A 26,029-nucleotide genomic window follows, 5' to 3' on the forward strand; every position below is an offset into this window, starting at 1 on the left:
TCGCAAAGGATCGAAGATCATATTATGTTCCTTTTTTATAAAAAGAAGACCACATTTTGTTGATCATATTAACATAAACTAATATAAACAACAAAATGTGGTCTTTTATTTCTTTGCGGGCTTACTATCCGCTAAAAGCTTATGGTCCTTTGCGTGACTATTTTTCCTGCTTCATTTGCGGAAAGAACAGTACGTCCTGGATGGACGGCTGGTTGGTCATCAGCATAGTCAGACGGTCGATACCAATACCGATACCGGAAGTAGGCGGCATGCCGTATTCCAGGGCACGGAGGAAATCGTAGTCGATGTACATGGCTTCATCATCGCCACGTTCCATGAGCTGCACCTGTTCTTCGAAGCGTTCGCGCTGGTCGATAGGATCGTTCAGCTCACTGTAGGCGTTGGCGATCTCTTTACCGTTGACAATCAGTTCAAAACGTTCTACCAGTCCGGCTTTGCTACGGTGTTTTTTTGTCAGCGGGCTCATTTCCACCGGGTAATCGGTGATAAAGGTTGGCTGCACGTAGTGGCCTTCGCATTTTTCGCCAAAGATCTCATCGATCAGTTTGGCTTTACCGAATTTGGCGTCTACATGGATGCCCAGTTGTTTGCACACCTCGCGGAGCTGTGCTTCGTCCATGCCGGTGATATCGAAGCCGGTATGTTCTTTAATCGCGTCGTACATAGGCACGCGGCGGAAGGGCGCTTTGAAGTCAATAGTTTTATCGCCCACCTGTACTTCCGTAGTACCATGCAGCGCTACGGCTACTTTTTCGAGCAGCGTTTCGGTGGTGCGCATCATCCATTCGTAGTCCTTGTAGGCGGCGTACATCTCCATTACGGTAAATTCCGGGTTATGGGTACGGTCCATGCCTTCGTTACGGAAGTCTTTCGCAAATTCGTATACCCCTTCAAACCCGCCAACGATCAGGCGTTTCAGGTATAATTCGTTCGCAATACGCAGGTACAGCGGCATATCCAGCGCGTTGTGATGTGTTACGAACGGGCGGGCGGTAGCACCGCCAGGGATAGGCTGCAGGATGGGCGTTTCCACTTCCAGGTAACCCAGGTTATTATAAAAATCGCGGATGGTCTGGAGGATTCTGGTCCTTTTTACGAACACGTCTTTCACTTCCGGGTTGATCACCAGGTCCACATAACGCTGACGGTATTTGAATTCCGGATCGGTCACCTCGTCAAACACCTGTCCTTCTACGGATTTCACGATCGGCAGCGGACGCAGGGATTTGGACAGTATGCTCACTTCCCTTGCGTGAATGGAGGTAGCACCGGTTTTGGTGATAAAGGCATAGCCTTTTACGCCGATGATATCGCCGATATCCATCAGTTTCTTGAAAACAACATCGTACGCGGTCTTGTCTTCACCGGGACAGATGTCGTCGCGGCGTACATACAGCTGGATACGGCCAGCCTTGTCCTGGAGTTCCACAAAAGCGGCCTTGCCCATATCACGAACGCTCATGATACGACCTGCCAGGCATACATCCTGGAATTGCTCCTTAGTGGCTTCCGAATAGTTCTCTTTTATGTTAACGGAAGTATCATTGACCGGGTATTCTGCCGCAGGGTAGGGGTCGATGCCCAGTTTTTGCAGCTCCTGTAATTTTTCCCGGCGTATAATCTCTTGCTCAGATAATTGTGTCATGTGATTATTTGTAAATGCCAAATGGAGTGCAAAAATAACTGATTATGGGGACAATCTTACGGAAAAGGGCTGTAAGACTACAGCCCTCTTATTTTTTGACCATATCCTATGAAAACCGGCTTAAAGGTAGCCTGTTCTACTGCTATAAACAGTGGGGATTTAGGGATTGCTGTTAACTATTGCGTAAATGGCGTTTCCCGGCGGATAAATGGCGCCGGCAGACCGGCCGTTTATGGATTTGTTGAGGGGTATTTTTGAGTTATGCTTATTTTCGCCCGCCAACATCAACAAAAATCAACTGTCTATTATGAGAAGCTTATCATGGTTTACACCCGCCTGCCTGGGCAGCGCCGCCATGTTACTGGCTGCCGCGCCGCGTTTACAGGCACAGCAGCAGGATGTTACCTTTGAACAGGCGTTCAGAGGCCAGACCACCGATATTACCCAACCTTTGCCGGTCCTGAAAGGCTGGGCAGACGCTGACCATTACCTGGAAATGCGCGTTCTTCCCGCATCCGGCCGTTTTCAGGCCATGAAAGTGGACGCCCGCACCGGCGCCGCCACCGTATACACCGCACCGGTAGATGGCCCCAGCGTGGAAGTACGCGACCGGGACATTTTCTACAAAGCTGCCGACGGCAGCAATATCCGCTTGACGAACGACACCCTGGTAGAAAAGAACCCCACCCTTTCGCCGGACGGAAAACATGTGGCCTTTACCCGCAATAATGACCTGTATAGCGTGGAAATAACCTCCAAAAAGGAAACCCGCTATACCAGCGACGGAACAGACGTGATCTACAACGGATGGTCTTCCTGGGTGTACTTTGAAGAAATCCTCGGTCGCCCCACCCGCTACCGCGCCTTCTGGTGGAGCCCCGACAGTAAACAGATCGCCTATATGCACTTTGACGACACCAAAGTGCCCGTATTCCCCATCTACAGCGAAAGAGGACAACATGGCTATCTCGAAAACACCCGCTATCCCAAAGCCGGCGACCCTAACCCGGCGGTAAAAGTAGGCGTAGTGCCTGTAGAAGGTGGCAGCACCGTGTGGGCCGACTTCAACGAAAACGACGATCAATACTTCGGTATGCCCTTCTGGACGGCCGACAGCAAACAACTCTGGATGCAGTGGATGCCCCGCGGCCAGGACAACCTGAAGATATACAGCATCGATCCGAAAACCGGCGCCAAAAAAGAAATCTACAGCGAAACCCAAAAAACATGGATCGACTGGTTTGATGCCGTTCCTTTCCTGCAAAACAACCAGGGCTTCCTGCTGCAGAGCGATAAAACCGGCTGGTCGCATCTCTATCTTCATAACATGGACGGCTCGCTGAAAAAACAGCTGACCAGCGGCAACTGGACCGTAAAAGACGTGGTATGCACCGACGAAAAAAATCAGCTGATCTACTTTACCGCCCGTAAAGAAGCCTCCACCAGGTTTGATCTGTATAAAGTAAGCATGAAAACGGGCGCTATTACCCGCCTGACCTTCGGCAACTATAACCATGTGATCAGCATGGCGCCTGGTGGCAAATATTTCATTACCACCTACTCCAACCTGCAAACCCCTGAGCGTATGGCGCTGCTGGACAATAACGGCAAGGTGGTCCGCGAACTCGGTAACGCCAAAGGCAGCAAATTTGATCAGTACAATCTGACCAAAACGGAACTGACGACATACAAAACGCGGGACGGACTGGTACTGCCCATGACCATCATCCTGCCGGTTCACCTGCAACCCGGCAAAAAATACCCGGTCCTGATCAGTATCTATGGCGGTCCTAATGCAGGCACCGTTTATGATACCTGGAAATTCAGCCCCGCTTCCCAGTGGTGGTCACAGGAAGGTGTTATACAGGTAGCCATCGACAACCGCAGCAGCGGCCACCTGGGCAAAATAGGGATGAACTACATCCATCGCCAGCTGGGCAAATATGAAATTGAAGATTATATGGATGCCGCCATGTGGCTGCGCACACAACCCTGGGCTGATCCGTCCAAAATATGCATGACCGGCGGCAGCTTTGGCGGTTATATGACCGATATGGCCCTGACCTATGGCTCCGATGTATTTACCCACGGGATGGCCAACTACGCCGTTACCGACTGGCAACTGTACGACAGCCACTATACAGAACGCTACATGGATACGCCGGCCGAGAACCCTGAAGGCTACAAAATCACTTCCGTGATGACATACGCCGACCGGTACAAAGGCCTGCTCCGTATGGCCCATGGTACAATGGACGATAACGTGCATATGCAGCATGTAATTCAGCTGGCAGACAAACTGCAAAGCCTGAACAAACATTTTGAATTTATGCTGTATCCCGGCGAACGCCACGGATGGAGAGGACCAAATGCAAAACACGCTTCCTCAGAAACGGCACGGTTCATCTATAACTACCTGCTGGACAAGCCTTTACCAGCACAGTTCTCTGCCAAATAACCGACCTGCGGTCATCATATACGAGGTCCCGGAAAAATATCTGCATGATATCCTTTCCGGGACCTCATTTTTTTTGCTATAAAGGAGTGAAAATAAACGCACAAAAGATAAGATTACGACATCACAGGTGATAAGAATAAACAGGACCAAAGTAAATAGGACCAAAAAATCTTTATGGGTTAAAACGGAATGAATTGATTGTCTGGTAAAGGGAATCGGTGTTAGAGAAGATTTCAGGTTTTAGGAGAAAGAAACAGGGCTGCAAGACTACAGCCCCGAAAAATTTTAACCATATCTTTATTGAAAAACCTAACCCAAAGGTGGGCGTTTTTCAGATTAGACGTCGCGCCATTTTTGTGAATGATATATTTTTTTCGGGGAACGTGGCAAAAAAGACGGTGAACGCATATTGCAGTTAAACGATTGCGATTTAATTATAATGTATCTGATTTTGATATATAAACTTGACTATCATACACTTATGTTAGAAAGACCTTCAATTTAAGGATAAAACCGGCCAGATGGGGTGCAGCGATATTGCAGGTAACCGCATGAAACGGGAAGGTAAACGTAAAAATGATGAGTGGTTTCGCGTAAGATGAAAGGAGGGCAGTTACATTAAAAAGAAAAACATTAACAAAAATGATAAAACGTATATTTTATTATAAATCATCTGTAACACGAGGTAGGGAAATAAAAAAAGGGTGGTAAGAATACCGCCCTTGTAATAATTTTAACCATATCCTATGAAAAACCTAAAACAAAGATATACTGATGAATTTAGTCTCAGGCTTCCATTTCCGTGAACGCTGTAATATTGTTCGTGAAAAGTGAATAATGGTAAATATGCTATTATATTAAATAAATTGCAATATTATAAATATATAGAATTATTATTTATAAATATGTATAAACACCTACTGAACAATAAATAACGTAGATTTAACGCAAGTTGAATTGAATTTTTTCTTGATTTGAAGGACGGTATCCTGATAACTTTAAGCGTTTACCCTTTAAATGGGCGCGTTGACGGACCGTATCCGTACGTTTAGCTCACCGCAGTTCAGGCGATCCGCTGGCCATTTTGAACTGGTTTGCCCGGTTGCAGGAGGGTAACTTCCTTATCATCGCCCACTACGCCTAACACCAGGCATTCGGAGATAAAATTGGCGATTTGTTTTGGGGGGAAATTTACGACGGCGATAATCTGCTTACCGATCAGCTCTTCTTTCTGATATAGCCGGGTGATTTGTGCAGAAGACCTTTTCCGGCCAATTTCCGGACCGAAATCTATCAACAGCTGATAGGCCGGGTTACGTGCCTTGGGAAAATCATTCGCCTCGATAATGGTGCCTATTCTCATTTCTATTTTCTCAAAATCCTGCCAGTTGATCAAATCCATTTTATACTCGTTTTATTTAAAAATAACGGACTGCGGCCAAAAAAGCAAAAGCGTACATCAGTTTGTGAAGAACGGTCGGACAACGTGTTGAATTGCACCCACAAAAGCTCACTCTGGCATAGTTATTGTTTTTAATATTACAAATTTTAGGTTAAAAAATAGGTTAAAGCGAAAGAACCCCACCTGCAGAGGTGGGGTTCTTTCGTTATATACGTTCCGGAAGCGGGCTATTGCATGGACAGGCTGTCCTGTACGGTGATAGGGCCGCTTACATTGATAATCTTTCTGTCGGTAAAGTCTTCGTTGGCAATCAAACCCCAGCCATGCAGCGAATCGGTGGGGGTTTTTATAAATACTTCCTTGGTGGAATAGAATACTTTTTTCTTCGGGTCCCAGTTTAGCTCATCCGTTTTCAGCCGGTCACCTTTTTTATTCACCACCACCACATTTTTAGACAGGAATATAGCGCCTTCGTCTTCCATATAGCGGCCGGTATCTGCGGTGAGGGTGCTTTCCACGCCCAGTGTGTCATTAAACATGAGCACTTTCAGCCCCTGTTTGAATTTCACATACGACGGCTTGTCCAGGCTACGTTCCATGGCGGGAGCCGTCAGCTTGGCATTAACCTTACCACGTTGACTGAAGATGGCCTCGATATTGGTACCGTTTTCCACTGCTGCTTTCTTGGAATCAAAATCCATGACCGCCTGGATATCATTTTCGCAGGCAACCGCTGTCAGCGCAATACACAGATATATGAGTTTCTTCCCGATCATACGGTCAGGCTTAATCGTATTTCTTCTTGATAAACCATCTGTCGCTCAGGGTAAAGCCTAAGGACACCCGGTAGGTATTTTCTTTCAGAGCAGTGTTATTGCTGCCACGGTGGGCCACATCGAAAGCGATGTTGACCATGCTGTACTGGTTGGAGTAGGGCATACGGCGAACCGGTAATCCGGCGCCTATAGTAAAGCCCATCATATTCATGTCCTGACCACCCAGTTTCAGATAGTCGAGGCCGTAGTAAGCACCCAGGCGGTAAGCCACCCGGTTCCAGTAGCCGCTGAGGGCAGTGGCGTTGGGAACGAACTGACCACCGATCGACACTTTCCAGGAGTTCTGGAGGGAATCGGCCTGCTCATATTTTCTGAAATTGCTCCACTGCGTGGTATTGAAGTCCATACCGATCTGCCATTTATCCAGTTTGCGCAGGATAAAACCAGCACCAAAGTCCTGCGGATACACAACGGTACCTTTAGGGCCTTTTTCGGATTTTATAGAATCGAGAGAGGTAAAGTCGCCGGTGGAGGCATTATATATCAGGCTTTCGCTCAGGGTTTCCTGGCGTACCGTCATATCCTGTTTCAGGCTTCCGGAAGCACCCAGCGTCAGGTCCATTTCTTTGGTCAGTTTGGCTTTATACTGAACACCTACCTTGTAGAAGAAGCTGCTGTAGCTGATGCGGGACATATGCCGTGAAGCGTTGATATCGCTTACAGGATAGATCACGCGGGTATTGTTTTCGATGTTTCCAAACAGATAACCCAGGTTTACACCAATACTGAAATTACCGATGCCTACGCCGGTACCTGCATACAACTGATACAAACCGCCACTGCCCTGGTAACGGTGGGCAACGGGCAGTTTCAGGGTATCATAAAAAATCTGGTCTTTGGATTCCTGGATGTTGTAAGACACCCGGGTTACCGGGCGCAGACCAAGGTTCAGGCCCCATTTTTTACGGATGGGAATACCCACCTGCAGATAGGAAAGCGTACCAAAACCGGAGCTGAAGCTGGCATTTTTATCGGAGATAGACCGGGCGCCGGCTTCCACACCTATGTCGAAAGTGGTGAGCAGCAGGTTGGAATAGCTGGCCGGATTGATAAAGTTAACAGATGTAGGATCACCATACGCCTGAGAAACGCCCCCCATACCACGGTTGACCGTATTCTGGTTGTTGTTCAGATCGCCTAAACCGTAACGCGAGTAGGGTGAATTATCCTGTGCTGTAGCATTATTTGCCACCAGGAAAAACCCAACCAGGAAGCAAAGAATACTGACTTTTGTCCAATGCATTTCGTATCAGAATTGAATTTAAACCCTTGTCCAGTGAAAATTATGGGTCTGCAAATATCTACTTTTTAAGGCGGGAAGCAAAAAAATCCAAAATCAGCCCTGTTAAAAGCGCGTTAAAGTTGAGCGCCTCGAACGCCGAAAGTAGCGACAGGCCGCCGTTTCCCGTCAAAAATATATTTTTTTGGCAATATTTTACGGCAGGTTTTCAGCCTGGGAAAAGTTTACAGGTCCCCGGCAGACAGGTTTCTGAAATGACCGTTTAGTTTTACCCGTTCTTTCAGCCGTTCCATTTCTGCCATCATAGGAATTACCTTATGAAGATGGCGTTTGAGGTATTCCAGTCGCTGCAGCTCATAAAAAAGATGCAGCAGTTCATATTCCTCTGTGAGCGACAGGCCGGCATGGTGGGCGAGGTCGTAGGCGGTAAGGCGGGCATCTTCTTTGGGAAATTTTTTATGTACCTGCAGGATAGCATGCAGCTCCCGGATACCGTGCAATACTTCGTCCAGCAGGCGGGCATTGCTTCCCGCATGGTTCTCCGGATAGTTGACGATTGCGCCGGCATATAATTTATCAGGAATGTCACCGATATGTTCCAGGGTCCTGAAAACGCTGGTACCGCGGGTTACCAGGTCCATTTCGCCGTTGTCGTATAATTTTTCTACTTTTTCTATGGTCACCAGCGTTCCATATTCCATTATTTTTTTGTCAATTACAGCCGGAATTCCAAAAGGCTTATTTTCGGCCACGCATTCCCGGGCCAATTGTTTATACCGGGGTTCAAATACGTGGAGATTCAGCTGTTCTCCGGGATACACCACAATACCAAGGGGAAATATGGATATAAAATTTGTCATTTTTTGGGTCAGAGTTTAAGCTAAAGATAAAAAAAACGGCCCGCATAACGGGCGCAGAATCTGCTTATTAGCATCACCGCTATCTATATATTAAATAAAAGGAATACCTTTATAGACAACATTATTACTCATTCGCAGACATGTTAGCAACCACATCCACGATATCGTTGTTGATTTCTACCTATAATTGGCCAGCTGCCCTTGCCTTATGCCTGAATAGTATCAAATCACAAACCATCCTGCCCAACGAGGTGATCATCGCTGATGATGGTTCCCGGGAAGACACCCGTGAGCTGATCAACAGCATCCGGAACGACTTTCCGGTGCCGCTTATTCATGTATGGCAGGAGGACAAAGGGTTCCGGTTGGCACAAATCAGAAACAAAGGTATCGCCCAGTCCACTTCGGAGTATATTATCCAGATAGACGGAGACCTTATCCTGGACAAACACTTTGTGGAAGACCACCGTAACCTGGCAGAACCGGGGTATTTTATCACCGGCAGCCGGGCATTATTGTCGTCCAGCGTTACTGACAGGTTGCTGCAGGCGCATGAGATCAATATTAATTACCGGGCTACTCCTTTCAGTCACCTGTTCAACGCATTACGGTTTCCGGCGCTCAGCCGCTTCCTGTCTAAACGTTATAAAGTGGGCGGCAGGCATAAATATTATGTTAAAGGTTGCAATATGTCCTTCTGGAAAAAGGATCTCCTGACTGTCAACGGCTATGATGAAAACTTCACCGGATGGGGCATGGAGGACAACGATATTGCGGTGAGACTGCTGAATGCCGGTGTCCAGAAAAAATTCATCAAGATGGGGGGCGTCGCCTATCACCTTTATCACCGCGAAAATTCCCGTGGCAAACATCAGGAGAACATGATCCTGGTAAAGGCCGCTGTTAGCAGTAAAAAGATAAAAGCAGACAAGGGCATACTGGAATACCTGATCAACTAAAGACTTTGAGCATGTACCAGCAATATATGGATGGACTTCTGCGTGGAGAGATAAAAGCGCTGGCCCGTTGTATTTCCCTTGTGGAGAATGAAGCTCCTGGTTATGAAATGCTGCTGGAGCAGTTGCCGGACAACAATCAGACGAAAGTAGTGGGGATCACCGGTCCTCCCGGCGCTGGCAAAAGCACCCTCGTTAATGCACTGATCACCCATCTGCTGGCATCCGGTAAAAAAATAGCCATTATCGCCGTAGACCCCTCTTCCCCTTTCAATTTCGGCGCCTTACTGGGCGACAGGATCCGGATGGCGCAACATTTCGGAGATCCCAACGTATATATCCGTTCCATGGCCAGCCGCGGCGCACTCGGCGGGCTGAGTCCCAAAATCATTGAAGTCAGTGATTTGATTAAAGCCGCCGGCTTCGATTATCTCTTCATTGAAACGGTGGGCGTAGGCCAGAGTGAAGTGGAAATCGCCGGTATTGCCGATACCACTGTTGTAGTAGTGGTGCCGGAAGCAGGCGATGAAATACAGACCATGAAAGCGGGGCTGATGGAGATCGCGGATATTTTTGTGGTCAACAAAGCAGACCGCGACAACGCGGACAGCTTTGTAAAAAACCTGCGCCTGCTGGCGCACAGCAAACAACAGGCGCATTGGGAAATACCTGTTGTCAAATCCATTGCCACCCAACAGGAAGGCATAAACGAAATTACAGCAGCTATTCTGCGGCATCATCAGGCCGTACAACACCAGCATCAGCGGCGTTCCCTGCTGCTCGCTGAGAAAGCCTACCAGCTTATACAGCATCGACGTATGCATGATATCAGTAAAAAAATATTACAGGCTGAAATACAATCCCATATAACGCAACAATCATTTAACCTGTATCGGTACGTATCAGAAAAGGCAGGTAGTTAAATTTTATTATCTTTGCGCCATGCGGACAACCTCATTCGGCATATCCATCGCTTACGCAGTGTTCAACTACGGCCTCTGATCCTGAGGCTGCGGGCTTCTGTTGTCCCAACCCTTCCCTTCACAAATTTTATTTTTCACGTATAAATCTGGTTATTATGGCTTGGTTATTCCTGCTTATTGGCGGACTGTTTGAAGTGGGCTTTACGGTTTCACTGAAGTACTCTGAGAATTTTTCAAAGCTGTGGCCTTCAGTGAGCTTTTTCATCTGTATTACGCTCAGTTTCTTTTTCCTGAACAAAGCGATCAACAACGGACTGCCGATTGGCACATCCTACGCGGTATGGACAGGTATTGGCGCTGCTGGTACTGCCATTGCAGGTATGCTCTTTTTTAAGGAACCAGCGGCCATGTGGCGTATATTCTTTCTCGTGATGTTGATCGGTTCTATTGCAGGCCTGAAGGCTGTTTCCGGAGGCGAGTAATTTTTTATGGCAGGGCGCCCGCATCAGGCGGTGCGCCTTGTTTTTATCAGCGGCCATGACACGGCAAAAGCGATGATGGCCGCTCCGGCCACCGGCGCCGCTGCCGGCAGGCAATGCGTCAATTCCAGCATCAATACAATGGCAGAGAGCCATGCTCTTGTAACACCGGCAAACAGTGCTCCCATACCTATCAGCGAAGCCATGACCGGATTGATCACCACCCCGGGGCACATGAACTGAGCCGCTACCGCGAGGAGCAGTCCTATAGCGCCTCCCATGATCAGCAGGGGAGTGATGGTTGTCCCTGTATTATTCCCGCTCATAAAGAACAGCCACGCAATCAGTTTTACCACCCCTGCTACGAACAACAGTTGTAAGGTCACATGCGCCTGCAAGAGGTAACTGCCGTAGACTTCACCGTTGCCCAGGCTTTCAGGCGCCAGATACCCCAGCACCCCCACAGGGACAGCAAACAGCACCAGCCACCAGGGATGGCGCTGCCGCAGGCGTTCCGCCAGCCGTGCCAGGCCACGGGAAGCCCGGATGATACCGGCGGCCATCAGGCCAATGATCAGTCCCAGTACCAGGTACACCAGAAAAGCTTTGATATTCAGTTCCGGGCCGGGCCCCATTGTAAAGAAAGGTTCTATACTGTACATGCCATACCGGGCGAGGGCTCCCGCCAGGATACCGGCCAGGACGGGCAGTACGGTGAGCAGTGACCAGCTGCCGAGCCATAGTTCCAGCGCCAGCAGCAATGCCGACACCGGCGCTCCAAAGTACCAGGCTACGCCTGAAGCGGCGCCGGCCACCAGCATTATGCGGGCTTCCGCAGCGGAGATCCGCAGCTTTTGCCCGGCCTGCAGGGCAAAAGCGCCGGCGGCGAGCATAACGGGTCCTTCTGTGCCTACCGGCGCCCCGGTGCCGATGTTTACCGCCAGTGCCGGCAGTTTCCATACAGGAATGCCCTTCCTGGTCAGCAACAAAGATACCCCGGCGCCGAGTAACGGGATCAGCAGCAACCAGATGCCGGCCTCACTCTCTGCCGGATTAGCTATGTCTGCTACCGGTTTTCCAAAGAAGGTAACGTTGGTAATGATGCGGATAAGCCACAGCAGGGCCATTCCGAGGCCGGCTGTGAGTAATCCCGCAGCGGCGCCCAGGGCCGTGAGGTAGCCAATACATCGTAAATAGCCCTCCGGGGGAACTATTTCAAAATTTTCTTTGTCTCCGGATAGTACAGAGTTGATACCAAGACCGTTTTTATATAGAAGTGTCAGGATGTTTTTCATTTTGCCAGTTCAAATACCTGGTTAGCAGGTAATCAAAACTATACAGTTCGCCGGAAAATCTCAAATTAATTCAAACCCATATATCTGCCGCAGGCGGATAAGGTACCGCAAATAAAAAAAGTTATTGCAATTGCATTAAGTTGCAATTGAATAGGAATCCTTACTATATTTGCATATGACCATTATCTAAATGCAGTAGTTACAAAACGTAAGTACGATATGATTAACGCAGCTGAGCGGTCATCAATGATTCCAGAGCCCCAGAGCACTTCCGTTGATGCGCAGGTGTTGATTAAGATCAAACGCATGATGCTGTTCACGCAAGAGGACGAGCAATATCTGACGATGGCGGGAGCCATACTGGCGCCTCATGCCGAAGAGATATTGAACCGGTGGTATGAGCGTATTGTCAATAACAATTATCTGTCACATTATTTCACCAACAGCGGATCGCCGGACCTGGATTATCTGAACGGCCTCCGTCCGCATTTTAAGGCCTGGATCACCGCCTTATGTGACCGGGGCGACAGTCACCGGTGGTGGGAATTTGAAGAGCGTATTGCGCGGCAGCTGCAGCTCAGGCATGTGCCACTAGATGACTTGCATGCAATATCGCCGGTATATCTGCGGTACATGACAACTTTCGTATTCCCGGTAAGTGAAGCTGGCCGTTATTTTATTGATCATGCAGGATATGATGCTACTGAAACCGCCGCTATGCACCAGGCGTGGTTTAAAGCAGTGAGTCTGAGCGCCTTATTATGGATTTATCCCGAAGGACAGCCGGCGCCTTTCTGACAGTCACCAACACCCCAAAACTATATTTATGGAAGTCGCCGTATACAAGGCATGTGCAAAAAAGCGAAAAGGAGGCATTCTTCATTTTGATATTATTGTGCCACCGGAAACGGCTTTTACCGCCGTGCTGGCCTATGGAAGCGCCTTTCTGCAGACGCGCCTCCAGGAGGACCTGCCGGTCAGCAGCAGGGACTGCCGTTTTTGTTACACCACAGAAACCGTTCCCCGCTGGGAATCACAGATAGCCGTACAAGGATACTATATCCACGAATCTCAAGGATGTCACTAATATGCTATTTACAAGCAGCCTTTATTATTGTACCTTGCCCCGCTAATTAAGGACAGTAGTAAATATGGGGAAAGTTTCCACATTCAGCCCCGCGCAGCAGGCAGAAAACACACCAAGCAAAATTGTGGTTGCCCTTGAGCGCTTATCAGAGGCTTTCAGGGTGCTCCTTTGGCAGGAGGCCACACAATATGGGTTGAGTCCCATACAGATTCAGGTACTGACGTTTTTGCTCCATTATCCGGAGGAGCAACGTACAGTAACCTCGTTAGCGTTGTATTTCAACATGACCAAAGCCACCATCAGCGACGCTGTGAAATCGCTGGAACAAAAAAATTACCTGGTAAGAAAGCCAAGCCAGACAGACACCCGGAGCCACTCTCTGCACCTGTTGAAGGAAGGACGTGCCATCGCCAAAAAGGTGGAGCATTTCGCCGCGCCGATGCAGGAAGCCGTAGCAGCCAGTCCTGCCAAAGAACAGGGCGTACTGCTGGAGCAACTGATGCAGCTGATCTACCAACTGAACCAACAGGAGGTGATCACGCACCAGCCGATGTGTTTTAACTGCGAGCATTATGCCAGCGGCAGAAAAGGCCCTTACTGCGAAGAACTGGGTATTTCCCTGAAGCAGGGTAACCTGCGGGTGGATTGTCCGGTATTTGAAGCTAAAGGCTAGGCCAACGATTCAGCGCTTGTCCGGTGTGAGTGTTTTGTCATGTTTTCGGGAGATGCCAACTATTTTTCCTGCTTTCAGCAGAACGCTCCTCCGGGGGCCTGTCAGGGTTGTGCCCGCGGCAACTGCAGCGTCATTTCATTATCTCCGGCAAGAAACCCCAGTTTTTCGTAAAGCAGCCGTCCGTCTTTACTGGCATGCAGGCTTAATTTACCCGTGTTACGATCCTTTGCCTCTGTGATGAGCCTTTCCATTAAGGCTCTGGCAATGCCTTGCCCGCGATAAGCCGGAAGCGTGTATACGTTGAGGATATAGGCCACCTGGCCGTCGAGGTTGTGGTACAGGGGAGGCTGATTATAAAATACGATACCCGCACTGGCTATTATCTGGCCATGATGTTCCGCAAACATGTTAACAAAATCTCCTTTAGGCAGATGCTCCCGGAGGTAGGCAGCAATTTTTTCCTGGAGCAATACATCGCGGGAAGTGTCCGGCTGCGGGTACATCTCATTAAGAAACCGAAGACGCAATGATACCACTTGTGGAATATCCCGGATATCCGCTTTGCGATAGGTGATCATAGTGACAAACAAAAAGGGGGGTTAATAACATAACATACGGCAACGGAAGCTATCAGGATGCTTCCCGGTTGCTTTTCCACCAGCGGAAAGCCAGCAGGCCGATGATCGCCAGCGGCGTAAACGCCAGCATCAGAATACCATTGTTCAATCCCTTTGCAGGGCCTTCTCCCAACTGCTGTGCTGTTTTGGTGCAAAGCGAACATTGCGCCATCAGCGGCGAACTCATTACTGTCAGCAGAACGGTCAGCAGAAACAAACACAGCTTATTCATATCGGCAAATTTTAATCTAACAAAATTAGGTCATCTAATGGAAAAATAGCTTCGCAAATGTATCAATGGTAATATGGAGAAATCATGATATACACAATCACACCGGTGACAGCCACATAGAACCAAATAGGCCAGGTAATACGGGCAATTTTACGATGGCGCGGAATATCATTCTGGAAACCTCGCAGCAGCGTAAACAATACCAGCGGCACGATGATAGCGGCCAGTACAATGTGGGTGAGCAGCAGGAAATAATATACATAGCGGATGCCTCCCAGCGTAGCCTTTTCAGCAGCGTCCACGATACCGTTATGGTCCACATCGCCGAAGCGGGTTTCAGATGCGAGCGAGTGGTAAGTAACGTATGACAACAGGAAAATAACGGACAGTCCCACCGCAATGAGGTTGGTGGTTTTGTGCGCTTTTACATGCTGATTCTTGATAAAATAGAGGCTGGCCACCAGCAACACCGCTGTGGCGGAATTGAGGATAGCGTGGAACAGGGGAAGGACTTTAATATCAAAGCCGGGATGAAAATCAGGCTTCGGCAGGAAAAACAGCAATGCCACCAGTGCAGGGATCACGATAGAGACGATGGCAATAGGTGTGTTTAGATTTTTATTCTTTAGTTCCATAATATGTTCCGGATATGCGAAAGGTGGAAAAAGAAAGGTGACAACCCTTTCTTTTATCCACCTTTCACGAATACTTTATAATTAAATCAGCTGAAGTTTTTAAACAGCCCTTTGAAGAATTTCCAGAATCCCGGGCGGCGCCTGTCTTTTTCAAGATACAGGGTAGCGATGTCTGTTGCGCATTGTTTGATGGCGTTGGAATCGAGCCCGTTGTAATATCCTCTGATATGCCTGTTTTTATCTATCAGCACCAGCTTTTCTGTGTGAACGAAATCATCCGGCCCGCCGTTGCCTTCTGTTACAGAAACGAAGTAATCGTGTCTGGCGAGGTCGTAGATTTCTTTTTTATCGCCGGTCAGCAGCCACCAGTTGTCCGGATTTACTTTATAGTCGTATCCGTATTTCCGCAGCTTCTGTACGGAGTCTCTGACAGGGTCTACCGAGAAAGAGAGGATCTGGAGCAGCGTATCGGTTTTGCCGTAAGCGTTCTGGATCTTTCTCAGATTTTTCGTCAGGGTAGGGCAGATAGAGGGGCAGGAAGTAAAAAAGAAATCTACCAGGATCACTTTACCTTCCATATCCTTCAGGCTTACTTCTTGTCCCAGCTGGTTGGTCATTTTAAAATCCCTGATCTGATGGAAAACGGTGTCGTAAGTGGTTTTACCATTCTTAACGATCGTGTCCACTCTTTCGGGGATGTAATACTTTGGAATGGGTATTACATTTTTCCCGTAATGATCTACAATCAGGTAACCTGTCAGCGGTACCAATATAGCCAATGCAACTCCTAATATAGCCCTGCGTGAGATGACGCTGAAATTTAATAGTCAAAAAACTTAGTGATGTCCGTGTTGTCCTTCTGCCGGTGCTTTTACCGCTTCTATCGGCGTACCTGGTTTCAGGTCCCTGTTCATGTTTTTCCAGGAGTTACCTTCATAAAGGAAAGCGATAATGAACCAGACGAAGAGCAGCAAAGGAAGCAGGACGGTGTAGATCAGGTTTTTGATTTCGCTGCCGAGGTGCATGAACTCAGAAACGATGTAAAACGCCTTCAATACTGTCAGTATGACGAATACGCCGTTCAGCACTACTCTGCTGGGGAAACCTGTTTCCAGGTGTAAAAACGCCAGACCAACTTCTACCATGGTGATAGCCAGGAGGATCCAGAACGTTTTCCAGATCTTTTTGGTAGATGAATCATGATGTGCATGTCCTTCTGCAGTATGCGTATGCTCCATTCCTATTGAGATTAAATAAATTCTAAAATGCGATAATTCAAATTACAAACCTTGTATTCGTTGCAGCCGATATTTACCAGATCAGAGCAGGTAGAAGCAGGTGAATACGAATACCCAAACCAGATCTACAAAGTGCCAGTAAAGGCCTACTTTTTCTACCATTTCGTAGTGACCTCTTTCTTCGTAAGTACCTTTCAGTACGTTAGCGAGGATGACGATGTTCAGTACCACGCCGGAAGTTACGTGTAAGCCGTGGAAGCCGGTGATGGTAAAGAAGAAGTTGGTGAAGTTGGTAGAAGCCAGTGTACCGTCAACGTTGTGGAAAGGGTTGCGGCCCCACCATGCGCCTTCGTGGAACAGGTGTGTCCATTCCCAGGCCTGGCAGGCCAGGAAGCAGGCGCCACCGATGATGGTCCAGGTCAGCCATTTGGCAACAGCTTTTTTATCTCTCATGTGACCGGCATGAACGGCCAGTACCATGGTTACAGAGCTCATAATGAGGATAAAGGTCATCAAGCTCACGAATACCAGCGGTAAGTTGGCATGTCCCATACCCGGGAAAGAGCGGAAAACCTCGTTCGGATCAGGCCAGGAAGTGCTGGAGAAGCGAATAGTTCCGTAAGAAATCAGTAATGCTCCGAAAGTGAAGGCATCTGATATCAGGAAGTACCACATCATCAACTTGCCATAGCTCACATTAAAGGGAGAGTATCCTCCGTCCCACCATTTTTTCTTCGCTGTAACTGCTGTGTCCATTGTTAGTTTTATAAAATTTTACAAAGTTTATCTCGCGATACTTAAAAAAATCAACAGGTAGATCCACAGCACATCCACAAAATGCCAATAGGTAGCGGCAACTTCGATGGGTACTGGGGAGTAGGTACGAATGCGGGTCCGGTAGGCTCTCGCAAACATGATGAGCAATGCTACCACACCACCCAATACGTGCAGCATGTGCACGCCTACGATAACATAAATAAAGGAAGCGGAAACAGGCCCGCTGAGGGGGAGTCCGCTGTTTTTCAATTGTGAAAAGCCGATCCATTGGCAAGCAGCGAAAACCACGCCCAATACGGCCGTGAGGGTGATCAACTGCTTATAGCGCTGCATATTCCTTTCCTTGAACTGTTTCAGTGCCAGGTGGATGGTCAGGCTGCTGAGTAAAATCACAGCAGTAGACAGCCAGAAAATATGCGGCAATTCAAATGCCAGCCAGTTAGCCTGCGATCTCTTCACAACGTAGGCACTTGTAAAACCGATGAACATCATGGTAATGCTACCCATTGCTATCCATAGGGAATACTTGTGCGGATGAATTTTTTTACGTTGTATGCTCATTGTATGCATCACTCCTTCTATTGCTTTTAGGCCTTGTCCAGCAGCTGTGCCAGCTGAACAATGGTCAGGTAAATGTATGAACCAAACATCAGTTTACGTGCTGCCGGAACATCATTCTTTCTGTACAGGTTAATAGCGCGGTACAGGAAAAACAGGCCTGCCAGGATAGCCACGATAGCGGAAATACCGCCTGTGATCTTGAGCAGGTAGGGTGCTACGCCGGCCGGGATCAGCAACAGGGTGTACATAACGGCCTGCAGGGCGGTGAACTTGTTAGGTTCGCCGTTGGCAGGCAGCAGTTTAAACCCTGCGCGGGTATAGTCTTTATGCGCAATCCAGGCGATTGCCCAGAAGTGCGGGAACTGCCACAGGAACTGGATCGCAAACAATGACCAACCACCTTCGGAGAGGTTGTTGGCACCTGCGGCCCACCCGATGAGCAGCGGCATGGCGCCCGGAATACCTCCCACCAGTACAGCGAGGGAGTTCCATTTCTTCCACGGGGTATATACGAAACCGTACATCACCAGGGAGAAAAGGCTCAGGGCGGCGCTCAGCCAGTTAAAACAATAACCCATGATCAGGAAACCCGCTACACCGGTTACCGCCGCTACGATGATCGCTTCCGTTTCGCTCATCCTGCCGGAGGGCAGGGGGCGGGTGGCGGTGCGGGCCATCAGCTTATCGGTATTTTTTTCCCATATCTGGTTGATGGTATTGGCTGATCCGGAAACCAGCAAACCACCGGCAAATAACAAAAGAACTTTGATCAGGTCAAACTCCACGCCCGGCACGAGCAGATAAGCAACCACGGATGAAAATACCACCATGAAGGTGAGATTAAACTTCATTAACTGAGAATAATCCTTCACCTTACTCGCTACTGCATACGATGACGACAATTTTATGGAGTTTTCTTGCAACATTTTATTTCTATCCACATCCCGGGTTTTAAATCCGGAACAAATTTACAAACATCACGGTGAACAAGATTCCGGAAAGCAGTTTATTTCTGCGCTCCGGAATCCCGTTTTATAAGTTTAGTGAGCTGACTCGTTAGGACCAATCGGTTCTGTCTGTGGGATGAAGTCTCTTCCATCCTTACTGTAGTCATAAGCCCAGCGGTGAACTTCAGGAATTTCACCAGGCCAGTTGCCGTGGCCCGGGTTGATCGGCGTAGTCCATTCCAGGGTAGTAGCTTTCCATGGGTTCTGTTCGGTCAGTTTTCTTCCTTTGAAAATGCTGTAGAAGAAGTTGAACACGAACAACAGCTGTGTAGCAAATACCAGGATTACCACGATGCTGATAAACTGGTTCAGGCCACCGAACTGGTTGAAGGAAGTCCAGCTGGAATAGTCGAAATACCTTCTTGGCATACCGGCCATACCTTCGTAGTGCATGGGCCAGAAGATCAGGTAAGCGCCTACCAGGGTTACCCAGAAGTGGATATAGCCGATAGTATTGTTCATAAAGCGGCCATACATTTTCGGGAACCAGTGATAAATACCTGCGAACATACCGAAGAAAGCGGACACACCCATTACGATGTGGAAGTGAGCGATTACAAAGTAGGTATCGTGCAGGTGGATATCGATAGAGGAGTTACCCAGCCAGATACCGGTCAGGCCACCAGAGATGAAGGTGCTTACGAAACCGATGGAGAACAGGGAGGCCGGCGTGAAGCGGATGTTCCCTTTCCAGATGGTGGTGAGCCAGTTAAACACCTTGATGGCAGATGGTACCGCAATGAGGAGGGTGAGGAGTACGAAGAAGGCGCCAAGGAATGGGTTCAGACCAGTAACGAACATGTGGTGCGCCCAAACCAGGAAGGCCAGGATACAGATAGCGAACAGGGAACCGATCATGGCGAGGTAGCCGAAGATAGGTTTACGGGAGCTAACTGCCAGTACTTCAGACACCATACCCATGGCAGGGAGGATAATGATGTATACTTCAGGGTGGCCCAGGAACCAGAACAAGTGCTGGTAGAGGATGGCGCTACCGCCTTCGTTTGCCAGGGCTTTACCTGCGATAAAGATGTCAGAGAGATAGAAGCTGGTACCAGCGTGACGGTCCATCAGCAGGAGGATGAAGCCGGACAGCAGTACCGGGAAAGACAGTACGCCCAGTACAGCAGTAAAGAAGAATGACCAGATGGTTAAAGGCATTTTGGTCATGCTCATACCCTTGGTACGCATGTTCAGGAGGGTAGAGATATAGTTCAGACCACCCAGCAGCTGTGAAACAACAAACAGTGCCATGGAGATCAGCCAGAGATCCACCCCTATTTTAGAACCGATGGAAGCGTCTCCCAGCGCACTCAGCGGAGGGTACATGGTCCAACCACCGGAAGCCGGTCCTGTCTGAACGAACAGGGAAGCCATCATCACGAGGCTGGCCAGGAAGAAGAACCAGTAGCTGAGGCAGTTCATGAAAGGAGAAGCCATATCGCGGGCACCTACCTGCAGCGGAATGAGCAGGTTAGAGAAGGTACCACTCAAACCAGCGGTCAATACAAAGAATACGAGGATAGTACCGTGCATTGTTACCAATGCATAGTAAGCTTCGGGAGTGATACGGCCACCTTTAGCCCAGTGACCCAGAATGCTTTCCAGCCAGGGGAAAGTAGCATCGGGAAAACCCAGTTGCAAACGGAACACCACAGAAAAGAAAGCACCGATGATAGCCCAAATAATACCGGTGATCAGGAATTGTTTGGCAATCATTTTATGATCAAGGCTGAATACATATTTCGAGATGAAATTGTCTTCATGATGGTGCTCATGATCATGATGATCATGCGCGCCGTGCATTACCTCCTGTTGACTGTGCAATGTTGCTTCGTTACTCATAATCGGTTCTGTTTATTAATAAACCAACGCCCGGGAAGTATCGCGTTTGTCAGTTTGTCTTTTATTATTGGTTAAGTACTGCGTCAAAAAAATCTTCTACACAAAATTACGGCTTAGCGATATTTGCTGCCACTGTTTTTTGTGTGCTATCGGCCTTTGGCGCTTCAGGAGCCGGGTGAGCCAGGCTGTACTGCAGCGGTTGTTTGGCAACCCAGGCGTCATATTCTTCCTGAGTTTCAACAACGATCACGCCTCTCATGGAATAGTGACCGGAACCACACATCTGATCGCAGGATATTTCGTAGGTAAAATCCGGGTTACCGGTTTTTTCCTTCATTTGTTTAGTGGTGAACTTCGGTGTGAACCACAGGGTGGTAGGAATACCGGGCACAGCGTCCATTTTCATACGGAACTGAGGTAAACCAACGTCGTGAATAACATCACGGGAACCGATTACGAATTTTACGGGTTTACCTACTACCAGGTGCACTTCGGTAGCCATGAAGTCATCTTTGCTCAGCTGGTCATCCCAGTCCATACCCAGCGGGTTGCTGGCAGCTTCGTCGATTTTTTTGAAATCGCGGCGGCCGAGCTGACCGTCTTTACCCGGGTAGCGGATGAGCCAGTTAAATTGTTTACCGGTAATTTCAACGATGGCTGCATCTTTCGGTGCGTCGGAAGTCAGCTGGAACCAGTGTTTCAGACCGAAAGCCACCAGAACGGTCAGTGCGATGGCCGGGATAACGGTCCAGATCACTTCCAGCCTGTTGTTATGCGGAAAATAAAATGCTTTACGGCCTTCTTTCTCCTGGTATTTGAATGCGAACCAGAACAGGAGGATCTGGGTGCCGACGAACACGACACCGGTAATGGCGAGGGTCACATAGATGAGGGTATCCACACCTTCACCCTGCACAGAAGCAGATTCGCCCAGGATCTTGCCTTTCAGCAGATTATTACAATAATACACGCCGATGAGCCCCAGCACCAGGAATGCTATCAGCAGGAAACCATTGATACGGTTGCTTTGCTGGCGCGCTTTCTTTTCTCCCTTCAATATGGACACATATTCGCTCGCCTTCGCAATCTGGAAGATGACTATGAATATGAGAACAATAACTAAGACTGCTAAAAATCCTGACATTGCTATATGAAATAATTAAGTTATCTAATGCTTTTCTATTGCTAAATCTTCGTTATCACCATATTAGGTGTGGTGAACAATGCTTTCTTTCAGGTAAGGGTGATTTTTTGGTACCAGCGGAGCTTTGGTCAGCGCGTTAGCTACCAGGAAAATGATCAGTCCTACAAAGCCTAAGCCCAGACCCAGTTCATACCAGGGGAACACCAGGTGTTTGTAAGTACCGGGACCTACCATCTGCCAGAAATCGAGCCAGTGGCCGGCGATTACTACAACGGCGATGAAAGCTACGGAAGTATAGTTACGTTTGGTGTCCCTTTTCATCAGGAACAGCAACGGAGTGATAAAGTTGATCAGGAGGTTGAGGAAGAAGATAGGTCTCCATTCACCCCATACGCGCGGCTGGAAGTATTCCGTTTCTTCCGGCATGTTGGCGTACCAGATCAGCATGTACTGGGAGAACCAGAGGTAAGTCCAGAAGATGCTGAAAGCAAAGATAAATTTACCTAAGTCGTGCAGGTGTTCTTCGTTAACGTATGTCAGGTAACCGTGTTTTTTCAGGTATACCACGAACAGTGCGATCAGGGACAGGCCTGATACCCAGCTGCTGGCGAAAGTGTACCAGGAATACATGGTGGAGAACCAGTGAGCGTCGATACTCATCAGCCACAGCCAGGGAGTGGTGGAGCCCACACTCAGGGTGAAGACTACCAGGAAGCCACCGCACCAAACGGTGTTTCTCCAGATGAGTTTACGACCGGTTTCAGGTTTCAGGTCCCAGCCATCTTCTTCGATGGACATGTTGCGGAGCTTCAGGGTGAAGAAAATCCACAGACCCATAGTGATGATAGTGGCGGTAGTGAAGAATCCTTTGTTCAGGAAAGCGGCTTTCCAGGTGAGGATTTTGTCTTCAGCAACATGATGCGCGTTTAACCAATGGAAGATGTGTTCTTTACCACCGAAAACGATGATCATTAAAATGATAAACAGGATGGCACACAAGGCAGGAACTGCCATGGAAATTGCTTCCGGTACACGACGGAAGGCAATCTGCCAACCACCGTGGGCCAGGGTTGTGGCTGCAATAAAAAAGGTGCTGGCCAATGTAATCAGCAAAAAGAAGCTGCTGTTTTGCAACAGACCGGCCCAGAACCGTGTCGCGTTCTCACCTTGAAACGCAATTAATCCGATCAATAAAGTCAGCAAGCCCACGCCCATTAACACGAAGCTGGTCTTTTTTAATCTTGCCGGTACTACAAATTGGTCTTTCATTACTGTATATTAAAATACTTGTTTGAAATTCAGTTTTAACTCTCTCTAACTTATTTGGCGGTTGTACTATCTGCCGCCGGAGCAGCAGCTGCTGCAGGCTGGGCAGCGCCAGGCTGTTTGCTCTTGATGTAAGCGGCCACTTTCCAGCGTTGTGCCCTGTCGAGCTGGCTGGCATAGCTACCCATCATGTTATAGCCATAGGTCATTACGTGAAACAGGCGGCCTTCAGAGTAACCGGATTTTGCACCGGCTATCAGGTTGGCAGGAGCTGCAGAGTAAGGACCATCGCCGCCTTTGTACAGCGGACCGTTACCGTCCAGTGCAGTACCATGGCAAATACCGCAGTAAATATTAAACAAACGTTCACCTTCTTTCAGATCATCGGCAGTGATTGTCAGCGGATTCTTCACCAGGTTAGCCTGTGCTGTATCTGCTTCTTTCAGATGGTAGGGCAAAAGTTCACCTCTCTTCACGGTTCCGTCCACTGGTTTCAGACCTGCCAAACGTGCACTGTAAAACTCATACGCACGGGATTCATACATGTCGGGCACATAAATCCTGCCGGGCTTTCTGTTGTGCTCCCCCTTATTACAGGCTGCCAGGAAAGCTCCAGTTGCCAATGCGGCTACAATCAATATGTTAGAAGTCCTTTTCATCAGAAATTATTTATTCTAGCTTTCATTAGTTCTGCTCCCAGTACCTAATGGTTGCAACTGTAATTTTTTGCTGTTAATGTTATTAAGCGTTAACCGGACGAGCGTGAATATCTTCATCAGCCTGGTCAAAGCGGCCATACCACCAGCCAGCTTCCGCTCTTTGTTCGTTGATGTCGTGCGCACCGGCCTCATTCAGAAAACGTTTTACTTCTTCCGCATTGGTCTTTTCTGTGAGCTCGATCACCATCACAAACTTATCATCCGTCTGTCTGGGGTGGAAGATATGTTTCTTTACACCTGGCATTAACTGGCACAGGTAGCAGAAAGTCATTACCATCCCAACCGCAGCAAACAATACAGTCAACTCGAAGGTAATAGGAATAAATGCTGGTAACGGGAAGTGAGGCTTACCACCGATGTTCAGCGGCCAATCCACGTTAAATACCCAGCTCATGAAAGATAAAGCCGTGGTGGTACCAGTGATACCATATATGAAACCGGCTGTGTGCAGGCTGGTTTCCCTTAAACCCATTGCATGATCCAGGCCGTGAACAGGAAAAGGAGTGTATACATCGTGCAACTTGTAACCTGCAGTGCGTACTTTCTTCACTGCCGGGAACAACACTGCCTCATCGTCAAACAAGCCTACAACAAAATTTTTAACAGCCATATATTTAAAAATTCAAATTCCAATTAATTAATTCTGTCAATTCATCTGATTAGTGAGCGTGTTCGTGGTGAACAGCGTGTGCAAACTGCTCTGCAGTTTCACCTTCGTATTTCTCCATGCCTTCCTTAAAGTTCTCACCGGAAGTTTTCAGGATAGACTTGATCTCAGCTACCGCGATTACCGGGAAGTATTTAGCGAACAGGAAGTAGCAGGTGAAGAACAGACCGAAAGTACCCATGTAGAAACCTACTTCCGGCCAGGACGGACGATAGTAAGACCAGCTGGACGGCAGGTAGTCGCGGTACAGGGAAGTACAGATGATCACAAAACGTTCGAACCACATACCGATGTTTACGATGATGGACATCACGAAAGTTACCATCACGTTTCTTCTCATTTTGCGGAACCAGAACACCTGCGGGGTGATTACGTTACAGGTCATCATGATCCAGTAAGACCAACCCAGCGGACCGGCAGCGCGGTATTTGAAGAAGGTAGCGAATTCGTAAGGGTTAGCACCGTACCATGCCATGAAGAGCTCAGTCAGGTAAGCGCAACCTACTACGGAACCTGTCAGTACGATTACCTTGTTCATGGCTTCCATGTGGCCCAGGGTAATGTATTCTTCGAGGTGTAATATTTTACGGGTGATGATCAGCAGGGTTTGTACCATCGCGAATCCGGAGAAGATCGCACCCGCCACGAAGTAGGGAGGGAAGATGGTAGTGTGCCAACCAGGAATTACAGAAGTCGCAAAGTCAAAAGATACGATGGTGTGTACGGAAAGTACCAGCGGAGTGGACAAACCTGCCAGTACCAGTGACAGTGCCTCGTGACGTTGCCAGTGTTTGGTGGAGCCTGTCCAGCCGAAGGAAGCTACACCATACAGCAGTTTACGCAGTTTGGTTTTAGCTCTGTCGCGGATGGTGGCGAAGTCCGGGATCAGACCGGAGTACCAGAACAGCAGGGAAACGGTGAAGTAAGTAGAGATCGCGAATACGTCCCACAGCAGCGGAGAGTTAAAGTTAACCCATACCGGACCGCGGGTGTTGGGATAAGGCAGGATAAAGAAGCCCATCCATACACGACCCATGTGAATAATCGGGAACTGGCCGGCGCACATTACCGCGAAGATGGTCATCGCTTCTGCCGCACGGTTCACCCCTGTACGCCATCCCTGACGGAACAGCAGGAGGATGGCCGAAATCAGGGTACCGGCGTGACCGATACCTACCCACCATACGAAGTTGGTGATGTCCCAACCCCAACCGATGGTTTTGTTCAGATTCCAAACACCCACACCGAAATAAATCTGCCAAAACACTGAAAATGCGCCGAAGCCCAACAGTGACAGTGAAATTAAAAAGCCTACATACCACAATTTACCAGGCTTCCCTTCAATGGGACTAATGATATCTTCCGTTACCTGGTGATAATCCTTAACCCCGTCAACTAAAGGTTCTCTCAGTGTGGATTCGTATTTTAAACTCATATTCTATAAGC

The 26,029-nt window shown here is 48.4% G+C and carries 27 protein-coding genes; 7 read left to right on the plus strand and 20 right to left on the minus strand.

Going from position 1 to position 26,029, the window contains the following annotated elements; genetic code table 11:
* Positions 1-157 precede the first annotated feature (157 nt).
* Positions 158-1,666 carry a lysine--tRNA ligase gene (gene lysS / locus B5D63_RS14070; RefSeq protein ID WP_078669419.1) on the minus strand — a complete coding sequence of 503 codons (1,509 nt, stop codon included), beginning with the start codon at positions 1,664-1,666 and terminating at the stop codon, positions 158-160.
* Positions 1,667-1,973: 307 nt separating this feature from the next.
* On the opposite strand from lysS, the gene B5D63_RS14075 reads away from it, so the two are divergent.
* Positions 1,974-4,124 (plus strand): S9 family peptidase, encoded by a 2,151-nt coding sequence (locus B5D63_RS14075; protein WP_078670321.1) that lies wholly within the window; start codon positions 1,974-1,976, stop codon positions 4,122-4,124.
* A gap of 1,063 nt (positions 4,125-5,187) precedes the next feature.
* On the opposite strand, the gene B5D63_RS14085 is transcribed toward B5D63_RS14075, so the two are convergent.
* From B5D63_RS14085 to B5D63_RS14100, 4 genes are all read right to left on the minus strand, one after another.
* Entirely contained in the window at positions 5,188-5,526 is a 339-nt protein-coding gene (locus tag B5D63_RS14085) for a tRNA-binding protein (RefSeq protein WP_078669421.1), read from the minus strand.
* A 227-nt stretch (positions 5,527-5,753) separates the two neighbouring features.
* Positions 5,754-6,302: an LPS export ABC transporter periplasmic protein LptC gene (lptC, locus tag B5D63_RS14090; RefSeq protein WP_078669422.1), complete on the minus strand. Its 549-nt coding sequence runs from the start codon at positions 6,300-6,302 to the stop codon at positions 5,754-5,756.
* Positions 6,303-6,312: 10 nt separating this feature from the next.
* A complete protein-coding gene (locus B5D63_RS14095; RefSeq protein ID WP_078669423.1) occupies positions 6,313-7,605 on the minus strand; it encodes a BamG family beta-barrel-assembly machinery protein in 1,293 nt (430 codons plus the stop codon).
* A 221-nt stretch (positions 7,606-7,826) separates the two neighbouring features.
* The gene (locus B5D63_RS14100) at positions 7,827-8,462 is read right to left on the minus strand and encodes an LON peptidase substrate-binding domain-containing protein (RefSeq protein WP_078669424.1); all 636 of its coding nucleotides are present in this window, start codon (positions 8,460-8,462) and stop codon (positions 7,827-7,829) included.
* A 140-nt stretch (positions 8,463-8,602) separates the two neighbouring features.
* Here B5D63_RS14100 and B5D63_RS14105 point away from each other — a divergent pair, with 140 nt between their 5' ends.
* The 3 genes from B5D63_RS14105 to B5D63_RS14115 all read left to right on the plus strand — a co-directional run bounded on the left by B5D63_RS14105 (position 8,603) and on the right by B5D63_RS14115 (position 10,823).
* Positions 8,603-9,421 carry a glycosyltransferase family 2 protein gene (locus B5D63_RS14105; protein ID WP_078669425.1) on the plus strand — a complete coding sequence of 273 codons (819 nt, stop codon included), beginning with the start codon at positions 8,603-8,605 and terminating at the stop codon, positions 9,419-9,421.
* Positions 9,422-9,432: 11 nt separating this feature from the next.
* A complete protein-coding gene (meaB, locus tag B5D63_RS14110; protein ID WP_078669426.1) occupies positions 9,433-10,341 on the plus strand; it encodes a methylmalonyl Co-A mutase-associated GTPase MeaB in 909 nt (302 codons plus the stop codon).
* 155 nt (positions 10,342-10,496) lie between these two features.
* Positions 10,497-10,823: a DMT family transporter gene (locus B5D63_RS14115; RefSeq protein WP_078669427.1), complete on the plus strand. Its 327-nt coding sequence runs from the start codon at positions 10,497-10,499 to the stop codon at positions 10,821-10,823.
* A gap of 23 nt (positions 10,824-10,846) precedes the next feature.
* On the opposite strand, the gene B5D63_RS14120 is transcribed toward B5D63_RS14115, so the two are convergent.
* A complete protein-coding gene (locus B5D63_RS14120) occupies positions 10,847-12,115 on the minus strand; it encodes a chloride channel protein (RefSeq protein WP_078669428.1) in 1,269 nt (422 codons plus the stop codon).
* 219 nt (positions 12,116-12,334) lie between these two features.
* Between B5D63_RS14120 and B5D63_RS14125 the strand changes: the two genes are divergently transcribed.
* From B5D63_RS14125 to B5D63_RS14135, 3 genes are all read left to right on the plus strand, one after another.
* Positions 12,335-12,913, plus strand: a complete 579-nt coding sequence (locus B5D63_RS14125; protein ID WP_078669429.1) for a protoglobin domain-containing protein — start codon at positions 12,335-12,337, stop codon at positions 12,911-12,913.
* A 28-nt stretch (positions 12,914-12,941) separates the two neighbouring features.
* Positions 12,942-13,202: a DUF2024 family protein gene (locus tag B5D63_RS14130; protein ID WP_078669430.1), complete on the plus strand. Its 261-nt coding sequence runs from the start codon at positions 12,942-12,944 to the stop codon at positions 13,200-13,202.
* A 64-nt stretch (positions 13,203-13,266) separates the two neighbouring features.
* A complete protein-coding gene (locus tag B5D63_RS14135) occupies positions 13,267-13,875 on the plus strand; it encodes a MarR family winged helix-turn-helix transcriptional regulator (protein ID WP_078669431.1) in 609 nt (202 codons plus the stop codon).
* A 101-nt stretch (positions 13,876-13,976) separates the two neighbouring features.
* Here the strand turns inward: B5D63_RS14135 and B5D63_RS14140 are convergent, their stop codons facing one another.
* The 14 genes from B5D63_RS14140 to nrfD form a co-directional block, all read right to left on the minus strand.
* Positions 13,977-14,465, minus strand: a complete 489-nt coding sequence (locus B5D63_RS14140) for a GNAT family N-acetyltransferase (RefSeq protein WP_143312904.1) — start codon at positions 14,463-14,465, stop codon at positions 13,977-13,979.
* Positions 14,466-14,505: 40 nt separating this feature from the next.
* Positions 14,506-14,724 carry a hypothetical protein gene (locus B5D63_RS14145; protein ID WP_078669433.1) on the minus strand — a complete coding sequence of 73 codons (219 nt, stop codon included), beginning with the start codon at positions 14,722-14,724 and terminating at the stop codon, positions 14,506-14,508.
* Between the two features lie 62 nt (positions 14,725-14,786).
* On the minus strand, positions 14,787-15,359 hold the full coding sequence (locus tag B5D63_RS14150; protein ID WP_078669434.1) for a DUF420 domain-containing protein: 573 nt from the start codon (positions 15,357-15,359) through the stop codon (positions 14,787-14,789).
* A gap of 86 nt (positions 15,360-15,445) precedes the next feature.
* Entirely contained in the window at positions 15,446-16,138 is a 693-nt protein-coding gene (locus tag B5D63_RS14155; protein ID WP_078669435.1) for an SCO family protein, read from the minus strand.
* 57 nt (positions 16,139-16,195) lie between these two features.
* Positions 16,196-16,597 carry a cytochrome C oxidase subunit IV family protein gene (locus B5D63_RS14160; RefSeq protein ID WP_078669436.1) on the minus strand — a complete coding sequence of 134 codons (402 nt, stop codon included), beginning with the start codon at positions 16,595-16,597 and terminating at the stop codon, positions 16,196-16,198.
* Positions 16,598-16,678: 81 nt separating this feature from the next.
* Positions 16,679-17,353, minus strand: a complete 675-nt coding sequence (locus tag B5D63_RS14165) for a cytochrome c oxidase subunit 3 (RefSeq protein WP_078669437.1) — start codon at positions 17,351-17,353, stop codon at positions 16,679-16,681.
* A gap of 27 nt (positions 17,354-17,380) precedes the next feature.
* Entirely contained in the window at positions 17,381-17,944 is a 564-nt protein-coding gene (locus B5D63_RS14170; RefSeq protein WP_078669438.1) for a cytochrome c oxidase subunit 3, read from the minus strand.
* 17 nt (positions 17,945-17,961) lie between these two features.
* A complete protein-coding gene (cyoE, locus tag B5D63_RS14175) occupies positions 17,962-18,861 on the minus strand; it encodes a heme o synthase (protein WP_078669439.1) in 900 nt (299 codons plus the stop codon).
* A 114-nt stretch (positions 18,862-18,975) separates the two neighbouring features.
* Complete coding sequence (locus tag B5D63_RS14180; protein ID WP_078669440.1) at positions 18,976-20,787, minus strand: cytochrome c oxidase subunit I; 1,812 nt, start codon at positions 20,785-20,787, stop codon at positions 18,976-18,978.
* Between the two features lie 106 nt (positions 20,788-20,893).
* Positions 20,894-21,853, minus strand: coding sequence for a cytochrome c oxidase subunit II (locus B5D63_RS14185; RefSeq protein WP_235021539.1), 960 nt, complete (start codon positions 21,851-21,853; stop codon positions 20,894-20,896).
* Positions 21,854-21,994: 141 nt separating this feature from the next.
* Positions 21,995-23,200, minus strand: a complete 1,206-nt coding sequence (locus B5D63_RS14190) for a quinol:cytochrome C oxidoreductase (RefSeq protein WP_078669442.1) — start codon at positions 23,198-23,200, stop codon at positions 21,995-21,997.
* Positions 23,201-23,250: 50 nt separating this feature from the next.
* Entirely contained in the window at positions 23,251-23,856 is a 606-nt protein-coding gene (locus B5D63_RS14195) for a c-type cytochrome (RefSeq protein WP_078669443.1), read from the minus strand.
* A gap of 82 nt (positions 23,857-23,938) precedes the next feature.
* Positions 23,939-24,526, minus strand: a complete 588-nt coding sequence (locus tag B5D63_RS14200) for a DUF3341 domain-containing protein (protein ID WP_078669444.1) — start codon at positions 24,524-24,526, stop codon at positions 23,939-23,941.
* A gap of 49 nt (positions 24,527-24,575) precedes the next feature.
* Positions 24,576-26,018 (minus strand): NrfD/PsrC family molybdoenzyme membrane anchor subunit, encoded by a 1,443-nt coding sequence (gene nrfD / locus B5D63_RS14205; RefSeq protein WP_078669445.1) that lies wholly within the window; start codon positions 26,016-26,018, stop codon positions 24,576-24,578.
* Positions 26,019-26,029 lie beyond the last annotated feature (11 nt).

This window comes from Chitinophaga eiseniae, from assembly GCF_900167135.1.
GTDB lineage: Bacteria > Bacteroidota > Bacteroidia > Chitinophagales > Chitinophagaceae > Chitinophaga > Chitinophaga eiseniae.